Annotated in this window: 16 protein-coding genes; 12 read left to right on the top strand and 4 right to left on the bottom strand. The window is 65.8% G+C overall.

Annotation, left to right across the window (positions count from 1 at the left end; translation table 11 throughout):
* Nucleotides 1-19 precede the first annotated feature (19 nt).
* Entirely contained in the window at nucleotides 20-832 is an 813-nt protein-coding gene (xthA, locus tag JQX08_RS14610) for an exodeoxyribonuclease III (RefSeq protein ID WP_205349130.1), read from the bottom strand.
* A 139-nt stretch (nucleotides 833-971) separates the two neighbouring features.
* Between xthA and JQX08_RS14605 the strand changes: the two genes are divergently transcribed.
* The 12 genes from JQX08_RS14605 (at nucleotide 972) to JQX08_RS14550 (ending at nucleotide 20,420) form a co-directional block, all read left to right on the top strand.
* On the top strand, nucleotides 972-1,628 hold the full coding sequence (locus JQX08_RS14605; protein WP_205349129.1) for a GNAT family N-acetyltransferase: 657 nt from the start codon (nucleotides 972-974) through the stop codon (nucleotides 1,626-1,628).
* Nucleotides 1,629-1,763: 135 nt separating this feature from the next.
* Nucleotides 1,764-3,458 (top strand): autotransporter assembly complex protein TamA, encoded by a 1,695-nt coding sequence (locus JQX08_RS14600; RefSeq protein ID WP_430472536.1) that lies wholly within the window; start codon nucleotides 1,764-1,766, stop codon nucleotides 3,456-3,458.
* Nucleotides 3,455-7,129, top strand: coding sequence for a translocation/assembly module TamB domain-containing protein (locus tag JQX08_RS14595; RefSeq protein ID WP_205349127.1), 3,675 nt, complete (start codon nucleotides 3,455-3,457; stop codon nucleotides 7,127-7,129). The genes JQX08_RS14600 and JQX08_RS14595 overlap by 4 nt, the downstream gene beginning before the upstream one ends.
* A 120-nt stretch (nucleotides 7,130-7,249) precedes the next feature.
* Nucleotides 7,250-7,753 carry a thiol peroxidase gene (gene tpx, locus JQX08_RS14590; protein WP_205349126.1) on the top strand — a complete coding sequence of 168 codons (504 nt, stop codon included), beginning with the start codon at nucleotides 7,250-7,252 and terminating at the stop codon, nucleotides 7,751-7,753.
* A gap of 157 nt (nucleotides 7,754-7,910) precedes the next feature.
* Nucleotides 7,911-9,269 carry an MdtA/MuxA family multidrug efflux RND transporter periplasmic adaptor subunit gene (locus JQX08_RS14585; RefSeq protein WP_205349125.1) on the top strand — a complete coding sequence of 453 codons (1,359 nt, stop codon included), beginning with the start codon at nucleotides 7,911-7,913 and terminating at the stop codon, nucleotides 9,267-9,269.
* Nucleotides 9,266-12,367, top strand: coding sequence for an MdtB/MuxB family multidrug efflux RND transporter permease subunit (locus JQX08_RS14580; protein ID WP_205349124.1), 3,102 nt, complete (start codon nucleotides 9,266-9,268; stop codon nucleotides 12,365-12,367). Before JQX08_RS14585 ends, JQX08_RS14580 begins: the two co-directional genes overlap by 4 nt.
* 100 nt (nucleotides 12,368-12,467) lie before the next feature.
* On the top strand, nucleotides 12,468-15,575 hold the full coding sequence (locus JQX08_RS14575) for an efflux RND transporter permease subunit (RefSeq protein ID WP_205349123.1): 3,108 nt from the start codon (nucleotides 12,468-12,470) through the stop codon (nucleotides 15,573-15,575).
* Nucleotides 15,572-17,062: an efflux transporter outer membrane subunit gene (locus JQX08_RS14570; protein WP_205349122.1), complete on the top strand. Its 1,491-nt coding sequence runs from the start codon at nucleotides 15,572-15,574 to the stop codon at nucleotides 17,060-17,062. The genes JQX08_RS14575 and JQX08_RS14570 overlap by 4 nt, the downstream gene beginning before the upstream one ends.
* Before the next feature lie 233 nt (nucleotides 17,063-17,295).
* A complete protein-coding gene (locus tag JQX08_RS14565) occupies nucleotides 17,296-17,631 on the top strand; it encodes a hypothetical protein (RefSeq protein WP_205349121.1) in 336 nt (111 codons plus the stop codon).
* A gap of 184 nt (nucleotides 17,632-17,815) precedes the next feature.
* Nucleotides 17,816-17,983, top strand: a complete 168-nt coding sequence (locus JQX08_RS14560; protein WP_205349120.1) for a con-10 family general stress protein — start codon at nucleotides 17,816-17,818, stop codon at nucleotides 17,981-17,983.
* Between the two features lie 119 nt (nucleotides 17,984-18,102).
* Complete coding sequence (locus tag JQX08_RS14555; protein ID WP_239482188.1) at nucleotides 18,103-18,690, top strand: MliC family protein; 588 nt, start codon at nucleotides 18,103-18,105, stop codon at nucleotides 18,688-18,690.
* Between the two features lie 176 nt (nucleotides 18,691-18,866).
* Nucleotides 18,867-20,420, top strand: coding sequence for an arylsulfatase (locus JQX08_RS14550; protein WP_205349119.1), 1,554 nt, complete (start codon nucleotides 18,867-18,869; stop codon nucleotides 20,418-20,420).
* 31 nt (nucleotides 20,421-20,451) lie between these two features.
* Here JQX08_RS14550 and JQX08_RS14545 read toward each other — a convergent pair whose 3' ends face one another.
* The 3 genes from JQX08_RS14545 to potE form a co-directional block, all read right to left on the bottom strand.
* Nucleotides 20,452-21,483 (bottom strand): AraC family transcriptional regulator, encoded by a 1,032-nt coding sequence (locus JQX08_RS14545; protein ID WP_205349118.1) that lies wholly within the window; start codon nucleotides 21,481-21,483, stop codon nucleotides 20,452-20,454.
* 156 nt (nucleotides 21,484-21,639) lie between these two features.
* On the bottom strand, nucleotides 21,640-22,533 hold the full coding sequence (locus JQX08_RS14540) for an amino acid ABC transporter substrate-binding protein (protein WP_205349117.1): 894 nt from the start codon (nucleotides 22,531-22,533) through the stop codon (nucleotides 21,640-21,642).
* Nucleotides 22,530-23,876: a putrescine-ornithine antiporter gene (potE, locus tag JQX08_RS14535; RefSeq protein WP_205349116.1), complete on the bottom strand. Its 1,347-nt coding sequence runs from the start codon at nucleotides 23,874-23,876 to the stop codon at nucleotides 22,530-22,532. The genes JQX08_RS14540 and potE overlap by 4 nt, the downstream gene beginning before the upstream one ends.
* Between the last annotated feature and the right edge of the window lie 150 nt (nucleotides 23,877-24,026).

Genomic DNA, 24,026 nt, shown 5'->3' with positions numbered 1-24,026 from the left:
GTACGTGACCGAGAGCGGCTCAGCTCAGCTCGAGCCAGATCGGCGCATGGTCGGACGGCTTTTCCATGCTGCGCAGGTCGTAGTCGACGCCGGCGTCCTTGAAGCGCCCGAGCAGCGGGTCGGAGGCGAGGATCACATCGATGCGCAGGCCGCGCTTGGGCTCGTCCTCGAAGCCGCGGCTACGGTAGTCGAACCAGCTGAAGCGGTCGCTGACAGTCGGGTTGAGGTGACGGAAGCTGTCGACCAGGCCCCAGCTCTTCAGGGTCGCCAGCCATTCGCGCTCTTCCGGCAGGAAGCTGCACTTGCCGGTCTTCAGCCAGCGCAGGCGATTCACCTCGCCGATGCCGATGTCAGTGTCTTCCGGCGAGATGTTGATGTCGCCCATCACCACCAGCGGCTGGTTGGGCAGGAACTGGTTGATCAGCAACTGCTGCAGGTCGGCGTAGAAGCGCTGCTTGGCGGGGAACTTGGTGGGGTGGTCGCGGCTTTCACCCTGCGGGAAGTAGCCGTTCATGATGGTGATCGGGTTGCCGTGCGCATCGGCGTAGGTGCCCCAGATGAAGCGCCGCTGCGCTTCCTCGTCGTCACCCGGAAAGCCCTTGTTGAGCACCAGCGGTTCGTTGCGCGAGAGCAGCGCGACGCCGTAGTGGCCTTTCTGGCCGTGATAGTGCACGTGATAGCCGAGCTGGCGGATTTCCGCTTCGGGGAACTGGTCGTCGCTGACCTTGGTCTCCTGCAGACCGATGACGTCCGGCTGATGCTTCTCGATCAGCGCCGCGAGCTGATGAGGGCGGGCGCGCAGACCATTGATATTGAAAGAAACGATCTTCATGGCAGGCCATCCTGGGAAAAGGCCGATGCTAGCCCATCGCCGGGGCGCGCGGCCAGCCGTCTGGCGGCACCTGGGGGGCAGTGCTAAGTTGGCTGTGGGCCAGGAAATACCCATAACAATAATGAAGAGGTCACCGTGAATGCCTAACTCCCAGGTTTCCCTCGCTGCGCTCGATATCCGCATGCTCGATGGCGGCTATGCACGCGAGGCGCGCTCGTTGCTGTACCACGCCTATCGCCACGAACCCACCTTCGCCTACCTGTTCGAAGCCGAGCGGCCCGGCTATGACCAGCGCGTGCGCGCCACGGTGCGCGAACTGGTGCAGCAGCACTTTGCCGAGGAGCTGCCGGCCATTGGCCTGTTGCTCGACGATCGCCTGGTCGGTGTCGCCCTGATCGCCCCGCCGCAGCGGCGTCTGGATATCACCGAGAGCTGGGCCTGGCGGCTGCGCATGCTGCTGACCACCGGTTTTCGCTGCACCAAGCGCTACCTCGAGTACCACGACGCCGTGCTCGCTTGCCTGCCGCCGGGGCCTTATCACGTGTTGCCGCTGCTCGGCGTGCACCCGCAGTTCCAGGGCCACCACCTCGGCGAGCGACTGCTCACTGCACTGCATGACTGGTGCGCCGAGGACACCGGTTCGCAGGGCGTGGTGCTCGACACCGGCAACCCGCGCTACCTGGAGTTCTATGCCCGCCAAGGTTACGAGGAGATCGGCGAAGTGGCGGTCGGGCCGATCCGCGAGCACGTGTTCTTCCATCCCAATCCACGCCCGGTGGTCCTGGCCTCTGCCTGATCGGCCAAGCGCCGCATCGTTGCCGACGGGCGCGCAGGGCGTCCGTCGCGGCAGCGCGGAGCAGTCTAGCCAGCACCTTTTGCCGTGTTAGCATCCGCCGTCATGAGTTCCCCGGTTAAGTTCGCGACGGCGTTGATGCTGCTTCTGATGGCGTCGACGGCATGGGCCGCCAGCCAGTTGGATGTGCGCATCAAGCCGGCCAATGCCGCGTTGAAAAAGAACGTGCAGGGCTACGTCGGCAAGCTCGAGGCGTCCGACGCGGCGGCTTTGCAACGCCTGCGGCGCAGTGCCGAGTTGCAGGCGCGGCAAGCGGCGGAGGCGCTGGGCTACTACCAGGCGCACATCGACAGCCAGATCAGCGAAGAGCAGCCGGCACGGCTGGTGCTGAACATCGAGCCGGGTGAGCCGATCCGCCTGCGCCAGGTGACGGTGCGAATCGACGGGCCGATGACCGAACTCAAGGGCTTCCGCCTGCCCAGCAGTTCCCACCTCAAGCCCGGCGCCCAGCTCAATCATGGCCATTACGAGGACGCCAAGCGGCTGATCCAGAACCAGGCCACCCGCTATGGCTTCTTCCGCGGGCAGTTCACCAGCCAGCGCCTGGACATCGATCCGCCCGCCGGGGTCGCCGACATCGAACTGGTCTACGCCAGCGGCCCGCGCTACCGCCTCGGCGCGGTGAAGTTCTCCGGCGACGCGCCGTTCGATGATGAGCTGCTGCAGCGCATGGTGCCGTTCCGCGCGGACACACCCTACGACTCCGAGCTGATCGCCGACCTCTACGACTCGCTGCAGGGCAGCGGTTTCTTCGATGGCGTGCGGGTCGATGCGGTGCCGGCGCAGGCGAGCGGCGAGCAGATTCCGGTCGAGGTCCAGCTCACCACGCGCAAACCGCGCACCTTCGGGGTCGGCATCGGGTTCTCCACCGACGTCGGCCCGCGTGGGCGCTTCAACTGGACGCGCCACTGGGCCAATCCACAGGGCCACAGCTACGGCTTCGAGAGCGAGCTGTCGAAACCGCGGCAGAACGTCGGGCTGTGGTACGACGTGCCGCTCGATCCGCCGCAGACCGACAAGCTGCGCTTCGCCGGCGGTTACCAGAAGGAAGAGATTTCCGACACCGACAGCCTGAGCAAGCTGCTCAAGCTCGGCCCTGAGTGGCACCACCGCCTGGACAGCGGCTGGCAGCAGGTGCTGTCGCTGAAGTGGCAGCGCGAGGAGTACCGCCTGGGCGACGATTCCGGACTGAGTACCCTGCTGATGCCCGGCGCCAGCTATTCGTTTCTGCAGAGCGACAACCGCCTCGACCCGCATAACGGCTACCGCGTGCAGTTCGATTTGGCCGCGGCGAAGAAGGGGCTGCTGTCGGACGCCGACGTGGTGCACGGCAACGTCATGCTCAAGGGCCTGACCACGCTGTGGGAGCGCCATCGCTTTCTCGGTCGCGTGCAGGTCGGCGGCACGGAAACCAACGACTACTCGTCGATTCCGCCATCGCTGCGCTACTACGCCGGTGGCGACCAGAGCGTGCGCGGCTACGACTACCAGAGTCTGTCGCCGGAGAATGCCAAGGGCGAGCGCGTCGGCGGGCGCTACCTGGTCGCGGGCAGCCTCGAGTATCAATACGCGGTCGCCGAGCGCTGGCGCCTGGCGAGCTTCGTCGACCAGGGCAATGCCTTCGACTCGCTGGAAATCCCGACCCTGAAGACCGGGGTTGGCTTCGGCGTCCGCTGGGTCTCGCCGGTCGGACCGCTGCGTCTCGACCTGGCCCATGCGTTGGATGGCGACGGCGGCTTCCGCCTGCATTTCTCGATGGGGCCGGAGCTGTGACGCTGCGCAAGGTGGCGCTGGTTGCGCTGGGCGTTGTGCTCGGCCTGTTGCTGCTCGTCGCCGGGTTGCTCGGCAGCCAGGCCGGCAGCCGCGCGCTGCTCGGCTGGCTGCCGGGCGTGCAGGTCGAGGGTTTCCAGGGGCGTCTCGGCGGTGCCTGGCAGGCCGAGCGGCTGGTCTGGCAGCAGGGTGAGCAGCGCGTCGAGGTGCTGGCGCCACGCTTCGATTGGGCGCCGAGCTGCCTGCTACGGCTGACCCTGTGCCTGCAGCGGGTTGTCGCCGAACGCGTGCAGGTCGTGCTGCCGGCGAGCGACGCGCCGGACGATACGCCATTGCAGCTGCCGAGCCTGCGTTTGCCGCTGGCCATCGAGCTCCGCGAGGTGCAGCTCGGCAGCCTGCTGGTCGGCGACAGCGGAATGAGCCGTGACCTGAGCCTGGTTGCACATTGGACGGCCGACGGCCTGCGAATCGAACGCTTGAGCCTGCGCCAGGGGGACCTGGCCTTGTCGCTGAGCGGCACGCTGCGCCCGGACGGCGACTGGCCGTTGCAGGTGCAGGGCACGCTCGATCTGCCGGCGCCAGAGCAACAACCCTGGCGCCTCGAGCTGCAGGTGCAGGGCGATCTGCAGCGTCGTCTGCAGGTCACGGCAGACAGCAGCGGCTATCTGCTCGGCAAGCTCAGCGGCGAACTGCAGCCGCTGGCCGAGCACCTGCCGGCCAGCGCACAGCTCAGCGCCGAGGCCTTCAAGGCCAGCAGCGCGCTGCCGGAGACCCTGCGTCTGCAGAACATCCAGCTCAACGCCACGGGCGATCTGGCCAGCGGTTATCAGCTGCAGGGCAACGCCAGCCTGCCGGGCGAGGGCGGCGCGGTGGCGCTGCAGCTACAGGGCCGAGTCGATGCACAGGGTGCCGACATCGCCGCGCTGCGCCTGGATGCCGGCAATCAACAGGACGCGCTGCTCGATGGGCGTATCGACTGGCAGGACGGTCTGGCGGTCGACGCCCGGCTGCACTGGCGGGATTTCCCCTGGCAGCGCTTGTACCCGCTGGATCAACCGCCGCCGGTCACGCTGCGCGAACTGCAGGCGGAAGCGCATTACCGCGACGGCAACTACCTGGGCAATTTTGCCGCCCAGCTCGACGGTCCGGCCGGCGCCTTCAGCCTGGCCAGCCCGGTCAGCGGTGACCTGCGCCAGGTGCACCTGCCATCGCTGCAGCTGCAGGCCGGGCAAGGGCGTGCGGAAGGCAGTCTTGGCCTGCGCTTCGCCGAGGGGCTGGCGTGGGACGCCAATCTCAGCCTGAACCAGCTCGACCCGGCGTACTGGCTGGAACAGCTGCCCGGCGCACTGGCCGGCAGCTTGCGCAGCGAAGGCGAGTGGAGCGCCGGGCAATGGCGCGGCCAGGCGGACCTGGATTTGAACGGACGCCTGCGCGGCCAGCCGGCGCGCTTCCAGCTGCAGGGCAGTGGCGAAACGCAGCGCTGGAACCTGGCCAATCTCGACCTACGCCTCGGTGACAACCGCGTGCACGGCAGCGGCGCGCTCGATCAGCGCCTGCGTGGTGAACTGCAACTGGCCATGCCGCGCCTGGGCCAGTTGTGGCCAGGGCTGCAGGGCCGCCTGGACGGTCGCCTCAACCTTGCGGGCAGCCTGCAGGCGCCACAGGGCCAGCTGCGCCTGCAGGGCCAGGACCTCGCGCTGACGGAGCGCCGCGTGCAGCAGCTGCAGGTTGACGGAACACTGGATGCCGCGCAGCAGGGTCGCCTGTCGCTAAGCGGCACGGGGATTCGTCTCGGCGACAGCGAGCTCGGCAACTTCACCGCCACGGCCGCCGGGGATCGCCGCCGCCAGCGCCTGGATCTGCAGCTGCAGGGGCCGCAGCTGGCCAGTCAGCTCGGTTTCGACGGCACACTGGAGCAGGGCGCTGCCGGTTGGAACTGGCGCGGCCGCCTGGCGCGCGGCGAGGTCAAGGCGGGCGGCCAGGATTGGCAGCTGCAGCAGCCGGCACGGCTGCAGCGCCTGGCCGATGGGCGCGTAGAGCTGGGTGCGCAGTGCTGGCTGTCTGGTGCCGCCAGCCTGTGCGGCGAAGATGCCCGGCTGTTGCCGGAACCGCGCCTGCGTTTTCGGTTGCGCGGCTTTCCGCTGGCCAGCCTGCAGCCTTGGCTGCCTGAGGACTTCGCCTGGGACGGCGCGCTGTCGGGCGACATTCAGCTCGACCTGCCGAGCAGCGGACCGAACGGTGTCATTCGCCTGAACGCCGATGGTGGCACCCTGCGCATTCGCGAAGACGGCCATTGGCTGAGTTTCCCCTACAGCCGTCTGGCGCTGGACAGCACGCTGCGCCCGCAGCGGGTCGACAGCCAGCTGCAGTTCCAGGGCGGCCCGCTCGGCGAGTTCGCCTTGCAGGCGCGCCTCGACCCGCGTCCGGCGAGCAAGCCGTTGAGCGGTGATTTCCGGCTCAGCGGCGTGGATGTTTCGGTGGCGCGGCCGTTCCTGCCAATGGTCGAACACCTGGCCGGGCGCCTCGACGGCAGCGGCCAACTGAGCGGAGGCCTGTTGGCGCCGCGGGTCGACGGCAACTTGCGCCTGACCGGTGGCGAGGTCAGTGGGCCGCAGTTGCCGCTGCAGGTCGAGCAACTGCAGCTGCAGGCGCAGATCGCCGGCGAGCGTCTGCAGTTGCGCGGTGAATGGCGCAGCGGACCGCAAGGGCAGGGCAGTCTGAACGGTCAGTTGAGTTGGGCGCCGACTCTGGAGGGCGACCTGCAGATACGTGGCGAACGCCTGCCGGTGACCGTCGAGCCTTACGCGCAGCTGGAGGTCGAGCCGAACCTGGTGGCGCGCCTGGCCGACAACCAGCTCGCCGTGGCCGGTCAAGTGCTGGTGCCGCGCGGCGCCATCGAGATTCGCGAGTTGCCGCCGTCGACCGTGCGCGTTTCTGAGGACGCCCGGGTGGTCGGTCGCGAACAGCGGGCGCGGCAGGCACTGGGCATCGCCATGGACGTCGACGTCGAGGTCGGCCGCGACAAGCTGACCTTCGCCGGTTTCGGCCTCAACGCCGAGCTGGCCGGGCGCCTGCACATCGGCGACAACCTCGATACCCGTGGCGAACTGCAGCTGAACAACGGCCGCTACCGTGCCTATGGCCAGCGCCTGACCATTCGCCGTGCGCGCCTGCTGTTCACCGGGCCGATCGATCAGCCTTACCTGGATGTCGAGGCGATCCGCCGTGTCGATGAGGTGGTCGCCGGTCTGCGCGTCAGTGGCAGCGCCGCGCAGCCGCGCACCCAGGTGTTCGCCGAGCCGGCGATGAGCGAGGAACAGGCGCTGTCCTACCTGGTCCTCGGCCGGCCGCTGGCCAGTTCCGGCGAGGACAACAATGTGCTCGCCGAGGCGGCGCTGGGCCTCGGCCTGGCCGGCAGCTCGTCGATGACCGGCGACATCGCCCAGCGCCTCGGCATTCGTGATTTCGAGCTGGATACCAGCGGCTCCGGGCAGAGCACCAGCGTGGTCGCCAGCGGCAAGCTGTCCGAGCGCTTGAGCCTGCGCTATGGCGTCGGCGTGTTCGAGCCGGCGAACACGATCGCGTTGCGCTACGAGCTGAGCCGTCGCCTGTATCTCGAGGCGGCCAGCGGTCTGGCCAGTTCGCTCGACCTGTTCTACAAACGTGATTTCTAAGCTGCGTGGTCCCGTGTAAGCAGAAAATTGTATACAACTGACTATTAAGTCAGGACATTTGCGGCGCCGCGTGGTTAACTTTTCCGCCTGCTTCATCCACCCACAAGAAGGAACCTCCCCATGGCTCAAGTGACCCTCAAAGGCAACCCGGTCGAAGTCGCTGGTCAACTGCCGCAAGCCGGCCAGCAAGCGCCGGCGTTCAGCCTGGTCAGCAAGGACCTGGCTGACGTGACCCTGGCCAGCCTCGCCGGCAAGCGCAAGGTGCTGAACATCTTCCCGAGCATCGACACCCCGACCTGCGCCACCTCCGTGCGGACCTTCAACGCCGAGACCAGCAAACTGGCCAACACCGTGGTGCTGTGCATCTCCGCCGACCTGCCGTTCGCCCAGGCGCGCTTCTGCGGTGCGGAAGGCCTGAACAACGTGATGACCCTGTCGACCATGCGCGGTGCCGAGTTCCTCAAGAACTACGGCGTGGCCATCGCCAGCGGTCCGCTGACCGGTGTTTCCGCGCGTGCCGTGGTGGTGCTCGACGAGAACGACAAAGTGCTGCACAGCGAGCTGGTTGGCGAGATCGCCGACGAGCCGAACTACGCAGCCGTCGCCGCAGCGCTCGCCAAGTAATACCCGGCAATATTGAGAACGGCCTGCCTCGCAGGCCGTTTTTATTTGTGCGTCATGGGTTTAGCTGTGTAAGCGAAGGTAAAAAGCCGGTAAAGAGGCTTTGCTTGTCGAGTGCGGGTGCTTATCGTGCAGTCTCCCGAAGACATCGATGTGCATCATGGCCGATCGCTCCCTGAATTCCGCTGGTTCCCGTTCCCCCCGTTTCTGGTTGCTCCTCGGTGCGGGCGCCCTCGCAGTCGCTCTACTGGCCTGGTGGCAGTGGCCTGCGTCGAAGAGCGCCGAAGGCCCTGGCGCCACAGCGGAGCAGGGTGCCCAGCCGCAGCCGGGCAGGCGTCGCGGCGGCGGTGCGCCGGGCCTGGCGCCCGGCCCGGGTGGCGGCGGCGGTTTCGGTGGCGGCTTCATGGGCGGGCCGACCCCGGTGCGCGTCGCCGCGGCGCGGCAAGGTGAATTCTCGGTCTACTACAAGGCGCTTGGCACGGTCACCGCGACCAACACCGTGAACGTGCGCGGCCGGGTCAACGGCCAACTGATCAAGCTGCCGTTCGAGGAAGGCCAGACCGTCAAGGCCGGCGCCGTGCTGGCGGTGATCGATCCGCGTCCCTATCAGGTCGCGCTGCTGCAGGCCGAAGGCACCCTGGCGCAGAACCAGGCGCAACTGCGCAACGCCGAGCTGGACCTCAAGCGCTACCAAGGGCTGTACGCCGAGGACAGCATCGCCAAGCAGACCCTCGACACCCAGGCGGCGCTGGTCAGCCAGTACCGCGGCACGCTGAAGAGCAACGAGGCCTCGGTCGCCGAGGCGCGCCTGAATCTCGACTTCACCCAGGTCAAGGCGCCGATTTCCGGGCGTCTCGGCCTGCGCCAGGTGGACATTGGCAACCTGATCACCTCGAGCGACGCCACGCCGCTGGTGGTGATCACCCAGACCCAGCCGATCAGCGTCGCCTTCACCTTGCCCGAGCGCGACCTGCCAGCGGTGGTCGAGCGTTACCGCGACGGCCAAGCCCTGGAAGTCGAGGCCTGGGACCGCGGCGATACCAAGCCGCTGGCTAGCGGCGTGCTGCAGAGCCTCGACAACCAGATCGACACCACCACCGGCACCCTGAAACTCAAGGCACGCTTCGCCAACGAGAAGGAAACCCTGTTCCCCAACCAGTTCGTCAACGTGCGCCTGCGCGCGCAGACCCTGAAGGATGCGGTGCTGCTGCCCAGTGCGGCGGTGCAGCAGGGCACCGATGGCGCCTTCGTCTATGTGCTGGATGGCGACAAGAAGGTGCGCATCCGCGCGCTCAAGCTCGGCCCCAGCGACGCCAACGAGACGGTGATCACCAGCGGCCTCAAGGCCGGCGAAAGAGTGGTGCTGGAAGGCACCGACCGCCTGCGCGATGGCAGCGAAGTGGAAGTCGTGCACGACAGCGACGCCGTGCCGGCCTCGCCCAGCGAGCAGCTGAAAGGCGGCGGTGACCAGAGCAACGCCGCGTCGACCCCCGCCAGCCGCACCAAGACTGGCGTATGAACCTCTCCCGGCTGTTCATCCTCCGCCCGGTCGCCACCACGCTGAGCATGCTGGCGATCCTACTCGCCGGCCTGATTGCCTATCGGTTGCTGCCGGTGTCGGCGCTGCCGCAGGTGGATTACCCGACCATCCGGGTGATGACCCTGTACCCGGGCGCCAGCCCTGAAGTGATGAACAGCGCGGTGACCGCGCCGTTGGAACGCCAGTTCGGCCAGATGCCGGGCCTGGCGCAGATGTCGTCGACCAGCTCCGGCGGCGCCTCGGTGATCACCCTGCGTTTCAGCCTGGAAATGGGCCTCGACGTCGCCGAACAGGAAGTCCAGGCGGCGATCAACGCGGCCACCAACCTGCTGCCCAAGGACCTGCCGGCACCGCCGGTGTACAACAAGGTCAACCCGGCGGACACCCCGGTGCTGACCGTGGCGATCAGTTCGCAGACCCTGCCGCTGCCCAAGCTGCATGACCTGGTCGATACGCGCATGGCGCAGAAGCTCGCGCAGATCAGCGGGGTCGGCATGGTCAGCCTGGCCGGCGGGCAACGCCAGGCCGTGCGCATTCGCGTCAATCCGGAAGCACTGGCCGCCAACGGTCTCAACCTTTCCGATGTGCGCAGCCTGGTCGGCGCCTCCAACGTCAACCAGCCGAAGGGCAATTTCGACGGCCCGACCCGTGTGTCGATGCTCGACGCTAACGACCAGCTGCGCTCGCCGGAGGAATACGCCGAGCTGATCCTCGCCTACAAGAACGGTGCGGCGCTGCGCCTCAAGGACGTCGCCGACATCGTCTACGGCGCCGAGGACGAGCGGCTGGCCGCCTGGGCTGACCAGAACCAGGCGGTGCTGATCAACATCCAGCGCCAGCCGGGAGCCAACGTCATCGAGGTGGTGGATCGCATCCAGAAGCTGCTGCCGGCGATTACCTCGACCATGCCATCGGGCATCGACGTCAAGGTACTCACCGACCGTACCCAGACCATCCGCGCCTCGGTGCGCGACGTGCAGTACGAACTGCTGCTCGCCGTCGCCCTGGTGGTGATGGTGACCTTCCTGTTCCTGCGCCGGCTGTCGGCCACCATCATCCCGTCGATCGCCGTACCGCTGTCGCTGGTCGGCACCTTTGCGGTGATGTACCTGGCCGGCTTCTCGGTCAACAACCTGACCCTGATGGCGCTGACCATCGCCACCGGCTTCGTGGTCGATGACGCGATCGTCATGCTGGAGAACATCGCCCGGCACATCGAGGAGGGCGACTCGCCGCTGCAGGCGGCGCTCAAGGGCGCGCGGCAGATCGGCTTCACGCTGATCTCGCTGACCTTCTCGCTGATCGCCGTATTGATCCCGCTGCTGTTCATGGCCGACGTGGTCGGCCGGCTGTTCCGCGAGTTCGCCATCACCCTGGCGGTGGCGATCCTGATCTCGCTGGTGGTGTCGCTGACCCTGACGCCGATGATGTGCGCGCGGCTGCTCAAGCGCGAACCCGAGGAGCACGAACAGGGCCGCTTCTACCGTGCCAGCGGCGCGGTCATCGACCGCATGATCGCCACCTACGGGCGCTGGCTGGAGTGGGTGCTGCGCCATCAGCCGCTGACCCTGCTGGTTGCCATCGCCACCCTGGGGCTTACCGTGGTGCTGTACCTTGCGGTGCCCAAGGGCTTTTTTCCGGTGCAGGACACCGGGCTGATCCAGGGCATTTCCGAGGCGCCGCAATCGGTGTCGTTCGCCGCCATGAGCCGTCGTCAGCAGGAACTGGCCGACACCATCCTCAAGGACCCGGCGGTGGCCAGCCTGACCTCGTACATCGGCATCGACGGCGACAACACCACGCTGAACAGCGGCCGCCTGCTGATCAACCTCAAGCCGCACGCCGAGCGCGACCTGACCGCCAGCGAGGTGATCGCCCGCCTGCAGCCGCAGGTCGACAAGCTTAGCGACATCCGCCTGTTCCTCCAGCCGGTGCAGGACCTGACCATCGAGGACCGGGTCAGTCGTACGCAGTTCCAGTTCAGCCTGGAGTCGCCGGATGCCGAGCTGCTGCGCGAATGGACCCACAAGCTGGTCGATGAGCTGCACCAGCACCCGGAGCTGCGTGACGTGGCCAGCGACCTGCAGGACAAGGGCCTGCAGGTCTACCTGAACATCGACCGCGACCTCGCCGGACGTCTCGGCGTCAGCGTGTCGAGCATCACCGACGCGCTGTATGACGCGTTCGGCCAGCGGCAGATCTCGACCATCTTCACCCAGGCCAGCCAGTACCGCGTGGTCCTGCAGTCGCAGAGCGGCGAGCAGAGCGGCCCGCAGGCGCTCGGCCAGCTGCACGTCGCCACCAGCGCCGGCACCCAGGTACCGCTGTCCAGCCTGGCGCGCATCGAGGAGCGCAATGCCGACCTGGTGATCAACCACATCGGCCAGTTCCCGGCGGTCAACCTGTCGTTCAACCTGGCCGACGGCGTTTCGCTCGGCGAGGCGGTGGCGATCATCGAACAGGCGCAGCGCGACATCGGCATGCCGGAAGGCGTGCAGAGCCGCTTCCAGGGCGCCGCCGAAGCGTTCCGCGCGTCGCTGTCGAGCACCTTGCTGCTGATCCTCGCCGCGGTGGTGACCATGTACATCGTGCTCGGCGTGCTCTACGAGAGCTACATCCACCCGGTGACCATCCTCTCCACGCTGCCCTCGGCCGGCGTGGGCGCCTTGCTCGCGCTGCTCTTGACCGGCAACGACCTGGGCCTGATCGCCATCATCGGCATCATCCTGCTGATCGGCATCGTCAAGAAGAACGCCATCATGATGATCGACTTCGCCCTCGAGGCCGAACGCAATCAGGGCTTGAACCCGCGCGATGCGATCTATCAGGCGGCGCTGCTGCGCTTCCGGCCGATCCTGATGACCACCCTGGCGGCGCTGTTCGGCGCCATCCCGCTGATGCTCGCCAGCGGCTCCGGCGCCGAGCTGCGCCAGCCGCTGGGTCTGGTGATGGTCGGCGGGCTGCTGGTCAGTCAGGTGCTGACGCTGTTCACCACGCCAGTGATCTACCTCTACTTCGACCGCCTGGCGCGCCGCTTCGGGCGCCAGGACGAAGAGGGTGAAGAGGTGCCGGTATGAGCAGCGACGCGCGCGGCCTGGTCTCTGTGGGAGCGAATTCATTCGCGATAGCTGAGACTCCGATCGCGAATGAATTCGCTCCTACGGTCTGGGCGTCTGCATGAATCTTTCAGCGCCCTTCATCCGCCGGCCGGTGGCGACCATGCTGCTGAGCCTGGCGATCCTGCTGCTCGGCGGACTGAGTTTCGGCCTGCTGCCGGTATCGCCGCTGCCACAGATGGATTTCCCGGTGATCACCGTGCAGGCCAACCTGGCCGGCGCCAGCCCGGAGATCATGGCTTCCAGCGTGACCACGCCGCTGGAACGCTCGCTCGGCACCATCTCCGGCATCACCCAGATGAGCAGCCGCACTGGCCAGGGTTCGACGCGGATCATTCTGCAGTTCGAGACCAACCGCGACATCAACGGGGCGGCGCGCGACGTGCAGGCGGCGATCAACGCCTCGCGCAACCTGTTGCCCAGTGGCATGCGCAGCATGCCGACCTACAAGAAGGTCAACCCGTCGCAGGCGCCGATCATGGTGCTGTCGCTGACTTCCGACGTGCTGGAGAAGGGCCAGCTCTACGACCTGGCGTCGACCATCCTGGCGCAGAGCCTGTCGCAGGTCACCGGCGTCGGCGAGGTGCAGGTCGGCGGCAGTTCGCTGCCGGCGGTGCGCGTCGAGCTCGAACCGCAGCTGCTCAACCAGTACGGCATCAGCCTCGATCAGGTGCGCCAGACCATCGCCAACGCCAACGTGCGACGGCCCAAGGGCGCGGTGGAAGATGGCGAGCGGCACTGGCAGGTTCAGGCCAATGACCAGCTGGAGCGGGCCAAGGACTACCAGCCGCTGATCATCCATTACCAGGACGGCGCCGCGCTGCGCCTGTCCGATGTGGCGCGGGTCCGCGACGCGGTCGAGGATCGCTACAACAGCGGTTTCTTCAACGACCACAGTGCGGTGCTGCTGGTGATCAACCGCCAGTCCGGCGCCAACATCATCGAGACCATCAATAGCATCAAGGCGCAGCTGCCGGCCTTGCAGGCGGTGCTGCCGGCCAGCGTCAAGCTCGACCTGGCCATGGACCGTTCACCAGTAATCACCGCCACCTTGCACGAGGCCGAACGCACCCTGCTGATCGCCGTGGTACTGGTGATCGGTGTGGTCTTCCTGTCCCTCGGCAGCCTGCGCGCCTCGCTGATTCCCGCGCTGGCAGTGCCGGTTTCGCTGATCGGCACCTTCGCGGTGATGTACCTGTCGGGCTTCTCGCTCAACGTGCTGTCGCTGATGGCGCTGATCCTCGCCGCCGGCCTGGTGGTCGACGACGCCATCGTGGTGCTGGAGAACATCGCCCGGCACATCGACAACGGCGAGAAGCCGTTCAAGGCGGCGCTGCTCGGTACCAAGGAAGTCGGCTTCACCCTGCTGTCGATGAACCTCTCGCTGGTCGCGGTGTTCGTCTCGATCCTGTTCATGGGCGGCATCGTCGGCCAGCTGTTCAAGGAGTTCGCCATCACCCTGGCGGCGGCGATCCTGGTGTCGCTGCTGGTCTCGCTGACCCTGACGCCGATGCTCTGCTCGCGCTGGCTCAAACCGCACCGGCCGGAGCAGGAAACCGGCCTGCAGCGCTGGAGCCAGCGGGTGCACGAACGCCTGGTGGACTTCTACGACCGCACGCTCGGCTGGGTGCTGCGCCATCCGCGGCTGACCCTGCTCAGCCTGTTCGCCACCATCGGCCTCAACGTGTTCCTCTACATCGTGGTGCCGAAGACCTTCCTGCCGACCCAGGACACCGGTCAGTTGATCGGCTTCATCCGCGGCGACGACGGGCTGTCGTTCAGTGTCATGCAGCCGAAGATGGAAATCTTCCGCCGCGCGGTGCTCAAGGACCCGGCGGTGGAAAGCGTGGCCGGCTTCATCGGCGGCAACGGCGGGATCAACAACGCCTTCATGATCGTCCGCCTGAAGCCGCTGAAAGAGCGCGGCATCGACGCGCAGAAGGTCATCGAGCGGCTGCGCAAGAACACCCCGAAAGTACCCGGCGGCCGCTTGATGCTGATGGCCGACCAGGACCTGATGTTCGGCGGTTCGCGCGAGCAGGACACCTCGCAGTACCAGTACCTGCTGCAGACCGACGAGCTGGCCAAGCTGCGTGAGTGGCTGCCCAAGGTCGCCACCGCGCTGAAATCGCTGCCTGAGCTGACCGCCATCGATGCCCGCGAGGGGCGTGGCGCGCAGCAAGTCACCCTGCAGATCGACCGCGCGCAAGCCAAGCGCCTCGGCGTCGACATGGAGATGGTCAGCACGGTGCTGAACAACGCCTACAGCCAGCGGCAGATTTCCACGATCTACGACACCCTCAACCAGTACCAGGTGGTGATGGAGGTCAATCCGAAGTACGCCCAGGACCCCAGTACCCTCGAGCAGGTGCAGCTGATCACCGCAGACGGGCAGCGCGTGCCGCTGTCGACCTTCGCCAAGTACGTCTACAGCCTGGAAGACGACCGGGTGAACCACGAGGGCCAGTTCGCCGCGGAGAGTATTTCCTTCGACCTCGCCGAGGGTGTCAGCCTCGATCAGGCGACCCGCGCGGTTGAGCGCGCGGTGGCCGCCATCGGCCTGCCGACCGACGTGATCGGCCGCATGAGCGGCGCCGGCGATGCGTTCCAGAGCACCCAGAAGAACCAGCCGTGGATGATCCTCGCCGCGCTGGTGGTGGTCTATCTGGTGCTCGGCATCCTCTACGAGAGCTACATCCACCCGCTGACCATCCTCTCGACGCTGCCGTCGGCCGGGGTCGGCGCGCTGCTGACCATCCTCCTGCTGCGTGGCCAGTTCAGCCTGATCTCGCTGCTCGGCCTGTTCCTGCTGATCGGCGTGGTGAAGAAGAACGCCATTCTGATGATCGACCTTGCCTTGCAGCTGGAGCGCGAGGAAGGCCTGCCGCCCGCCGAGTCGATCCGCCGCGCCTGCCTGCTGCGCCTGCGGCCGATCCTGATGACCACCCTGGCCGCCATACTCGGCGCCGTGCCGCTGCTGATCGGTGGCGCCGAAGGTTCGGAGATGCGCCAGCCGCTGGGTATCACCATCGTCGGTGGCCTGATCCTCAGCCAGATTCTCACCCTCTACACCACCCCGGTGGTCTACCTGTACCTCGACCGCCTGCGCCATCGCTTCAACCGCTGGCGCGGCGTGAAAACGGATGCCGCCCTGGAAACGCCGCTATGAATGCATTGCCGATTCGCCCGCTGTGCCTGGCCCTTGCCGTGCTGACCCTGAGCGCCTGCGCCGTGGGCCCCGATTACCAGCGTCCGCAGCTGGACAGCCCGGCGGCGTTTAAGCAGGCCGCCGGCTGGAAGGCCGCCACGCCGGTCGACGCGCTGCAGCGCGGCGCCTGGTGGGAGCTGTATGGCGACGCGCAGCTGAACCAGCTGATCGAGCGGCTCAACGCCAACAACCAGAGTCTGGCCAGCGCCGAGGCGCAGTACCGCCAGGCCCGCGCCCTGGTTCGTGGCGCACGCGCCTCGTTCTTCCCGACCATCGGCGCCGACGTCGGCGTCACCCGTGCGGGGCAGGGTGGTGGTAGCAACACCATCAGCACCGGCGACGGCATCAGCGTCAGTGGCTCGAATCAGGCGAGTGTGTCGAAGAGCTATGACGCCAGCATCGGCGTGAGCTGGGAGCTGGACCTGTGGGGCAAGCTGCGCCGCCAGCTGGAAGCTGACAGCGCGAGCATGGATGCCAGCGCCGCCGATCTCGCCGGTGTGCGCCTGAGCCTGCAGTCGGAACTGGTGCAGAACTACCTGCAGTTGCGCGTGCTCGACGAGCAGAAGCGCCTGCTCGATGCCACGGTGGTGGCCTACCAGCGCGCCCTGAAACTGACGGACAACCAGTACAACGCCGGCATCGTGCCGAAGTCCGACGTGACTCAGGCGCGCACCCAGCTGAAGAGCACCCAGGCGCAGGCCGTCGACCTCGAGTACCAGCGCGCCCAGCTGGAGCACGCGATTGCCGTGCTGGTGGGCGTGCCGCCGGCCAACTTCGAGCTGGCTGAAGTCGACCAGGTGCCGGCGCTGCCGCAGGTGCCGGTCAGCGTGCCGTCGGCGCTGCTCGAACGGCGCCCGGACATCGCCGCCGCCGAACGGCGGATCATCGCCGCCAACGCGGATATCGGTGTCGAGAAGGCCGCCTACTACCCCGACCTGACCCTGTCGGCCACCGGTGGCTACCGCAGCGGCAGCCTCAACGACTGGATCAGCGCGCCGAACCGCTTCTGGTCGATCGGCCCGTCGTTCGCCATGACCCTGTTCGACGGCGGCATCATCCGCTCGCGGGTCGAGCAGGCCGAGGCCAGCTACGACCAGACCGTCGCCGATTACCGTCAGACGGTGCTCGACGGCTTCCGCGAGGTGGAGGACTACCTGGTGCAGCTCGACGTGTTCGAGCGTGAAAGCGCCATTCAGCAGGAAGCGCTGGACGCCGCGCGCGAGTCGCTGCGCCTGATCGAAAACCAGTACAAGGCCGGCACCATCGACTACAACAGCGTGGTCAATGTGCAGACCAGCGCGCTGTCCAACGAACGGACCCTGCTCGGTCTGCGCGGCAGTCGTCTGACCGCCAGCGTGCAATTGATCGCTGCTTTGGGGGGCGGCTGGGATGATGCGAAGTTGCAAGAAGCACCGCTCATGCAACAAAGCGCCAACGCCAACCGTTAAGCGCCTAGAGTGCGCGCCAGAGCGGCGCGCACTTTCTTGTATTCTCGCTGGTAACTATGCTTGTTTCATGCAGATTGCATGATGGCGCTTAGCTCCGTCATGCAATCTGCTGCTGGCACTTTATTGGCATATGCCGGTAAGTCATTGATTCTCGAATGAACTATTAAGTTCCACAGTTCGGTATGCAATCTGCTTGATAGAAGGCGGGGACTTCTATGCAAAGGAGCATATCGATGAGCAACAGCACCCAATTCATTCTCGATTCACTTGCCGATCAGCAACCCATCCTGCGTCCGCGCCCGGACGGCTCAGCGCTGCTGGAACTGTGCGGCTCGGAGATCGGTCCATTGCGGGTCATCGAGAAGCGCACGCTGGAGTGTCTAAGCGAAGCGGACAAGTTCATCAAACAACTGCGTCGCGAAATGCAGCTGCAAAATGGCGACTGGCAAGCGCATGCGCTGGAGAGCGCATCCATTGATAGCGAGTTGCCAACTTATACCGGACAGGCCATCTATCTGCGCGCCATGCAAACTTTGGTCGAACGTCGGCGTACCGAGCACAAGCACTAGCAAAGTGCAATTGCAGCGCTATCAAGATGGCGCGGTAATCTTGAGTTGATATTGTTCTGCTGGCGATATTGAAACTATTGATTGCCACTTAAATAAAGTTAGAACTCTCGCGCTGAAGATTCATCAGAATCAGTGCAGGGCAATTACGTGTTCTGCTAATTCTTAATCCAACCGGAGAAAGAACATGCCAAACACCAATAAAGGCAACTTCAGCAACGATCGTGAACGTGCATCGGAAGCCGGCCGTAAAGGTGGCCAGAACAGCGGCGGCAATTTCGCCAACGATCGGGAACGGGCCTCCGAGGCCGGTCGTAAGGGTGGTCAGCACCCCAGTGGCGGTCGCAACAACTAGCGACTGACGCGCATTGCCGAAAGCCCGCTGATGCGGGCTTTCGCGTGTTCGGCCCCAGCGCAGCCGAAACAGCACCTAAGCTGTGGAAGCCAATCTCACGTCCACCTTTGAGGATCACCATGTCGTTACGCACTCCCGCCATGCTCCTGACGTTGACCTTTTGTGCGGCCGCCGCACAGGCGGCCAGCGGCCCCTCGTTCGATTGCGCCAAGGCGCAAGGGCAGGTCGAACAACAGGTCTGCAGCAGCCCTGAATTGAGTGCGCTGGATCGGCAGATGGCGGCGCTCTACGCGAAGGCTGGCCAGCAGGTCGATGCCGCCGGGCTGAAGTCGCTCAAGGCCACGCAGCGGGGCTGGATCAAAGGCCGCGACGACTGCTGGAAGGCAGCCGATGTCGCCCAGTGCATCCGCTACAGCTATCAGGTCCGCCTGATCGAGTTGCAGATTCAGTCTGGCTCGGTGCAGGCGCCGACAGCGGTCGAGTTCGTCTGCGGTGACAACAGCAAGCCGTTCAGCGCCGCGTTCTACAACCAGCTCGAGCCGCGCGCGGTGGTGATCACCTACGGCAACGACCAGAGCATCGGCATCGCCCAGCCGGCCGCCAGCGGTAGCAAGTACGCCAGCGACGGCATGCAGTTCTGGGAGCACCAGGGCGAAGCGCGGGTGGACTGGTACGGCACCGCGCTGACCTGCAAGCCGCGCCGCTAGAGCAGAGCCCGGCGGCGATCCCGGGTCGCACCGTGGCGCGGATCATCAAAAGAATGGCGTGAAAGCTCCAAACTCTATCAGCTTCCCTTCGCATAGTGCGCAGTCGCACGTCCGCTGCGCAGACGACGTGTGCGCCGGCCGACGTTGGCCGCACTACAACAAGAAGGAGTTGCACGATGAGTCGATTGAAAGCCTGGTTGCGTCCGCTCACCCATGCGGGCGCAATCCTGGTCGCCTCCGCCTGCCTGCCGCTAGCCCATGCCGCGGAGAAGCCGAACATCCTGGTGATCTTCGGTGACGACATTGGCATCACCAACATCAGCAAATACAGCTACGGGATGATGGGCTATCCCACCCCGAACATCGATCGCATCGCCAATGAAGGCATGCTGTTCACCGATTATTACGGCGAGCAGAGCTGCACCGCTGGCCGCTCGGCGTTCATCACCGGCCAGCACCCGGTGCGCACCGGACTGACCAAGGTCGGTGTGCCCGGCGCGCCGGTGGGTATTCAGAAGGAAGACCCCACTCTGGCAGAACTGCTCAAGCCGCTCGGTTACGCCACCGGCCAGTTCGGCAAGAACCACCTGGGCGACCGCGACGAGTTCCTGCCGACCAATCATGGGTTCGACGAGTTCTTCGGCAACCTGTATCACCTCAATGCCGAAGAGGGGCCGGAAGATCCGGATTGGACCAAGAATCCGGCCATCGACAAGATGATTCGCCCGCGCGGGGTGATCCACAGCCTCGCCGACGGCAAGGTCGAAGACCTCGGCCCGCTGACCAGCAAGCGCATGGAGAGCATCGACGACGAATTCCTCGGCGCCTCGCTGAACTTCATCGACAAGGCGGCGAAGGCCGATAAGCCGTTCTTCGTCTGGTTCAACTCGTCGCGCATGCACTACTACACGCACATCAGCAACAAGGTGGCGGGCAAGTCTGGACAGGGCTTCTACAACGACGGCATGGTCGAGCACGACGGGCATGTCGGCCAGCTGCTGAAGAAGCTCGATGACTTGGGTATCGCCGACAACACCATCGTGGTCTACACCACCGACAACGGCGTGCATTTCAACCAGTGGCCCGACGCCGGCATCACGCCGTTCCGCGGCGAGAAGAACACTAACTGGGAAGGCGGCTTCCGCGTTCCAGCACTGGTGCGCTGGCCGACGCACATCAAGGCCAACAGCGTTTCGAATGAAGTGATGTCGGCGCAGGACTGGGTGCCGACGCTGATGTCCGCCGCCGGCGTGCCGGATGTGAAAGAACAGCTGCTCAAGGGCTACCAGGCCGGCAGCAAGAACTTCAACGTGCACCTCGACGGCTACAACTTCCTGCCGTACCTGGAAGGCAAGGAGCAGAAGGGCCCGCGCACCGATTTCTACTACTTCAGTGACGACGGCAAACTGCTCGGCATCCGCGACGGCGACTGGAAAGTAGTGTTCGCCGAGCAGCGCTCGCAGCGTTTCGATGTCTGGCGCGACCCGTTCGTCGAGCTGCGCATTCCCAAGGTGTTCAACCTGCGCCGCGACCCGTTCGAACGCGCCGACACCGACTCCAACGGCTACAACGTCTGGTGGGACAAGAAGGTCGCGGTCGTCGGCTTCCCGGCGATGATCCGCGTCCAGCAGTTCCTCAATACCTTCGAGAAGTACCCGCCGCGGCAGCGTCCGGCGACCTTCACCGTCGACCAGATGGTCGAGAAGTTCATGCGTTATCAGGCACGCTGAGCCAGCCCACGCTGAGCTGACACTGGTCGGCTCAGCGTCGCGGGTTGATGCGTCGCGGGCGACGCAGATCCTGCTGCTTCATCCATTCCCGCGGGCTGGCGCCAAACCAGCGCTGAAAGGCGCGGGTGAAGGTGCTCTGATCGGTGTAGCCGAGGATTTCGGTGAGCTGGATCAGGCTGATGTCCGATTCCTTCATGTACCGCACGGTCATCGCCTGGCGCGTCTGCTCCAGGAGTTGCTGGAACGAGGTGCCTTCCGCTGCCAGGTGGCGCTGCAGGGTGCGCGGGCTGAGTCGCATGACGTCGGCGATGTACTCGATCGTCACCCGGCCGCTGGGCAGCAGCTTGCGCATCAGCTGCTGCACGTAACCCGGCAGTTCGCGGCTGTCCATGTGGCTGATGATGTCGAGGTGCTGCTGGATGAGCCGGTGCAGTTCGCGGTCGGCGCTGTCCAGCGGGATATCCAGCAGCTTGGCGTCGAACATCCAGGCATCGACGTCGCAGTTGAAGCGCGGCTTGACGCCCAACAGGCGCTGGTAGACCGCGGGAGCGGACAGCGGCGCGTGCTGAAACAGCACGGCTTCCGGTTGCCAGCGGGTGCCCAGCAAGGTGCGCATGAGTTGCAGGCCCACGCCCATCGCCAACTCGCTGATCTGGCTGTTGCCGCGCAGGTTCTCTTCGTCGGTGCTGTAGCCGAGCAGGGCGTACTCGCCCTGGCGCTGCAGGGCGACTTCCGCGCTGGTGCTGTGCACGTGGTAGTAGCGACTCAGGTCGTGCAGCGCCTCGCCGACGTTCTGGGTGTTGCGCGCCAGGTAGAGCAGCGAGCCGAACACGCCGACGCCCTGATGCAAACCGAACTGCAGACCGAACGCCGGGTTGCCGCTGGCCTTGGCGCTGAGATTGATCAGCGCGGTGAAGCGGTGGTAGGCGATCAGGCTGTCGGGGTGCTCAAGCACATCTTCAGGCAGTCCGACCTCCCGCAGCATCCGGGCAGGCTCGAGCTGCTGGCTGATGGCGAACTCCTGATAGCCGTGCAGGGACGCCGCACGGGTGAGGAAAATCATCGGGATACCTTGGCGCTCCGGCGAGTGAGCGGCTGATCAGTGGGCTGGGTGTGGCGGGATTTGGCCATAACTTGGCGCGAAAAAACAAATTCCCAGCACCGCTGCAGCAGCTACCCGCCCGGCTCGGCCCGACGATCCGGACCGGGCCGAGCCAGACTAGGGCAGGGCGTAGAGCTTGAACTGCTGCTTGGCGGCGTCGCCGGCACCGCCCAGGTAGCGCGCGTAGGCCTGCTCGATGGCGCCCGAGCGGTACAGCTCGCTCAGGACGCTATCCACCAGCAGGCGAAAGTCTTCATCTCCGCGCTCAAGCGCCAAGGAGGCCGGCGCCGAGGTGAAGGTGCGATCGAGCACCATCAGCTGGCCGCCCGGGTCTTCGGTCTGCAGCAGGTTGTTGAGCAGCATGCGTTCGGCGAAGAACGCATCGGCCTTGCCGTCGGCCACCTGTTGCACGCCTTGCTGGTTGTTTTCCACGGTGACCAGGGTGGCCACCACACCGAGGCGATTCATCTGCTGGCGAATCCAGTCCACCGTGATGCTGCCGGCGACGGCGGCGTAGGTCTGGTTGGACAGGCCGCGATTGACCGTCGCGCGCCAGGTCGGGCCGACGTGCGCCTCCTCGCCGTTCAGTGCGCGGCGCAGGGCCTCGGGCGCATCCTTGCGCAGCAGCGCCGAGAGGCCGGCGGTGTACACCGGCACGGAGAAGCTCACCGACTTGCGCCGCTCGAGGGTTTCCGGGGTCGGCGTGCAGAGGATGTCGACTCGCCCCGAGCTGACGGCGCTGATCTGCTCGCTGGCGGTGAGCGGCTGGTAACGCACCTGCAGATCGGGCTGCGCCAGTTCGGTCTTGAGACGCTCGGCGATCTTCAGGCATAGGTCGATGGCGTAGCCGCTCACTTGCTCGCCCGTCGCGCTGCTGAATGGTGCGAAGCCGGGCAGATAGCCGAGGGTGAAGGTGTTGCTGCTGCGCACGCGCTCCAATGTGTTGGCGCCGGCCAAGGCCGGGACGGCGAGCACACAGGCGAGTAGCAGACTGCGGGAGACCCGGTTCATAGGCTGCTCCCCCCGGCGTCCGCCAGCCTGGGTGGTGATTTGTTGACGAAGAACTTGGCGATCGACCCGTAGAACAGGTACCCGATGGCCAGTACCAGGGTGCCGCCGAACACCGCCTCCTTGCCGCAGGAGTACAGGGCGTAGAACGAGTAGGCCAGCGCCACCATCAGGATCAGGCTGTTGCGGATGTAGATCGTCGGGCCGACGCCGACCTTGTACATGATCACCAGCAGGCCGGTGAGGGCGGTCACGTAGGGGATCAGGTTGGTCACCGCGGCCAGGCTGACCAACTTGCCGAACTGCGCGCTGGCGTTCGGCGAGATGGTCGACAGCGCCATCACGGTCTGCAGCACGCCGCAGACGATCATGCCCAGCACCGGCGCCTGCAGGGCGGTGAGGCGGCCGAAGATTTTCGGGAACATGCCCTCGTCGGCGGTCATCTTGGCAGTCTGCGCCAGGGTGAACTGCCAACCGAGCAGCGAGCCGACGCAGGCGATCACCGCCAGCACCATGATGATGTTGCCGACCGTGGGGTTGAACATCTGCGCATAGACCAGCGCGAACGGCGCCGAGGAGTTGGCCAGCTCGGGGTTGGGAATGATGCCCTGGATCACGGTGGTCGACAGCACGTAGACCACTGCCGCGCCGAGGGTGCCGAACAGGCAGGCGAGCGGCACGTTGCGCTTGGGATTCTCCACCGCATCGGAGGCTTGCGCCGCCGATTCCATGCCGAGGAACGCCCACAGCGTCAGCGGAATGGTCTGGCCGACGGCTTCGGCGATGGGCAGCTGATTGGGGTTCCACGCTGCGACGAACACCTCGGGCTTGAACCAGAACCAGCCGATCAGGCTGAGCCCGGCCACCGGGATGATCACTCCCCAGACGCTGATCGCGCCGATCTTGCCGGTGATGCTCGGGCCACCGAAGTTGGCGACGATGGTCAGCCAGATCAGGCTCACCGTGCCGACGAACAGCGGGATCGCGCCAGTGCCCAACCAGGGGATGAAGGCGGTCATGTAACCCACCGCGGATATCGCCACGGCGACGTTGGCGATGGCCAACGACAGGAAGTACAGGTACGAGCAGAGGAAGAAGCCCGATTTCGCATGCGCTTCTTCGGTGTAGGCCGACAGGCCACCCGAGCGTGGGCAGTAGATGCCGCACTGGGCGAAGCTGTAGGCGATCGCCATCGAGCCGATTGCAGTGACCACCCAGGACAGCAGCGACACCGCGCCGAGCTGGGCCATGCTGGTCGGCAGCATGATGATGCCCGAGCCCATCATGTTCACCGCCACCAGGGTGGTCAGCCCGGTGAGGCTCATCTTCTTGCTTGATTCAGCCATCGAAAACTCCTTGTCGGCCTGAAGCGATCCGCACGCCGCCGAATGCGGGCAACCCGCTGGCGAGGTGGGTCAGACTTCAACAGTCTGGCTGAATCTGGCGCGGCCGCGCGGTCGCTCGGTATATGCTCCACAGACTTCGAGGCGCGGCGT

Origin of the sequence: Zestomonas insulae (assembly GCF_016901015.1) — a bacterium.
Lineage (GTDB): Bacteria > Pseudomonadota > Gammaproteobacteria > Pseudomonadales > Pseudomonadaceae > Aquipseudomonas > Aquipseudomonas insulae.
This window is presented reverse-complemented; position numbering and strand designations above follow the sequence as displayed.

Bases quoted from the DNA above. Each gene is read 5' to 3' on its own strand.
- xthA (WP_205349130.1), bottom strand. From the start codon at position 832: ATGAAGATCGTTTCTTTCAATATCAATGGTCTGCGCGCCCGCCCTCAT.
- JQX08_RS14605 (WP_205349129.1), top strand. From the start codon at position 972: ATGCCTAACTCCCAGGTTTCCCTCGCTGCGCTCGATATCCGCATGCTC.
- JQX08_RS14600 (WP_430472536.1), top strand. From the start codon at position 1,764: ATGCTGCTTCTGATGGCGTCGACGGCATGGGCCGCCAGCCAGTTGGAT.
- tpx (WP_205349126.1), top strand. From the start codon at position 7,250: ATGGCTCAAGTGACCCTCAAAGGCAACCCGGTCGAAGTCGCTGGTCAA.
- JQX08_RS14585 (WP_205349125.1), top strand. From the start codon at position 7,911: ATGGCCGATCGCTCCCTGAATTCCGCTGGTTCCCGTTCCCCCCGTTTC.
- JQX08_RS14580 (WP_205349124.1), top strand. From the start codon at position 9,266: ATGAACCTCTCCCGGCTGTTCATCCTCCGCCCGGTCGCCACCACGCTG.
- JQX08_RS14575 (WP_205349123.1), top strand. From the start codon at position 12,468: ATGAATCTTTCAGCGCCCTTCATCCGCCGGCCGGTGGCGACCATGCTG.
- JQX08_RS14570 (WP_205349122.1), top strand. From the start codon at position 15,572: ATGAATGCATTGCCGATTCGCCCGCTGTGCCTGGCCCTTGCCGTGCTG.
- JQX08_RS14565 (WP_205349121.1), top strand. From the start codon at position 17,296: ATGAGCAACAGCACCCAATTCATTCTCGATTCACTTGCCGATCAGCAA.
- JQX08_RS14560 (WP_205349120.1), top strand. From the start codon at position 17,816: ATGCCAAACACCAATAAAGGCAACTTCAGCAACGATCGTGAACGTGCA.
- JQX08_RS14555 (WP_239482188.1), top strand. From the start codon at position 18,103: ATGTCGTTACGCACTCCCGCCATGCTCCTGACGTTGACCTTTTGTGCG.
- JQX08_RS14550 (WP_205349119.1), top strand. From the start codon at position 18,867: ATGAGTCGATTGAAAGCCTGGTTGCGTCCGCTCACCCATGCGGGCGCA.
- JQX08_RS14545 (WP_205349118.1), bottom strand. From the start codon at position 21,483: ATGATTTTCCTCACCCGTGCGGCGTCCCTGCACGGCTATCAGGAGTTC.
- JQX08_RS14540 (WP_205349117.1), bottom strand. From the start codon at position 22,533: ATGAACCGGGTCTCCCGCAGTCTGCTACTCGCCTGTGTGCTCGCCGTC.
- potE (WP_205349116.1), bottom strand. From the start codon at position 23,876: ATGGCTGAATCAAGCAAGAAGATGAGCCTCACCGGGCTGACCACCCTG.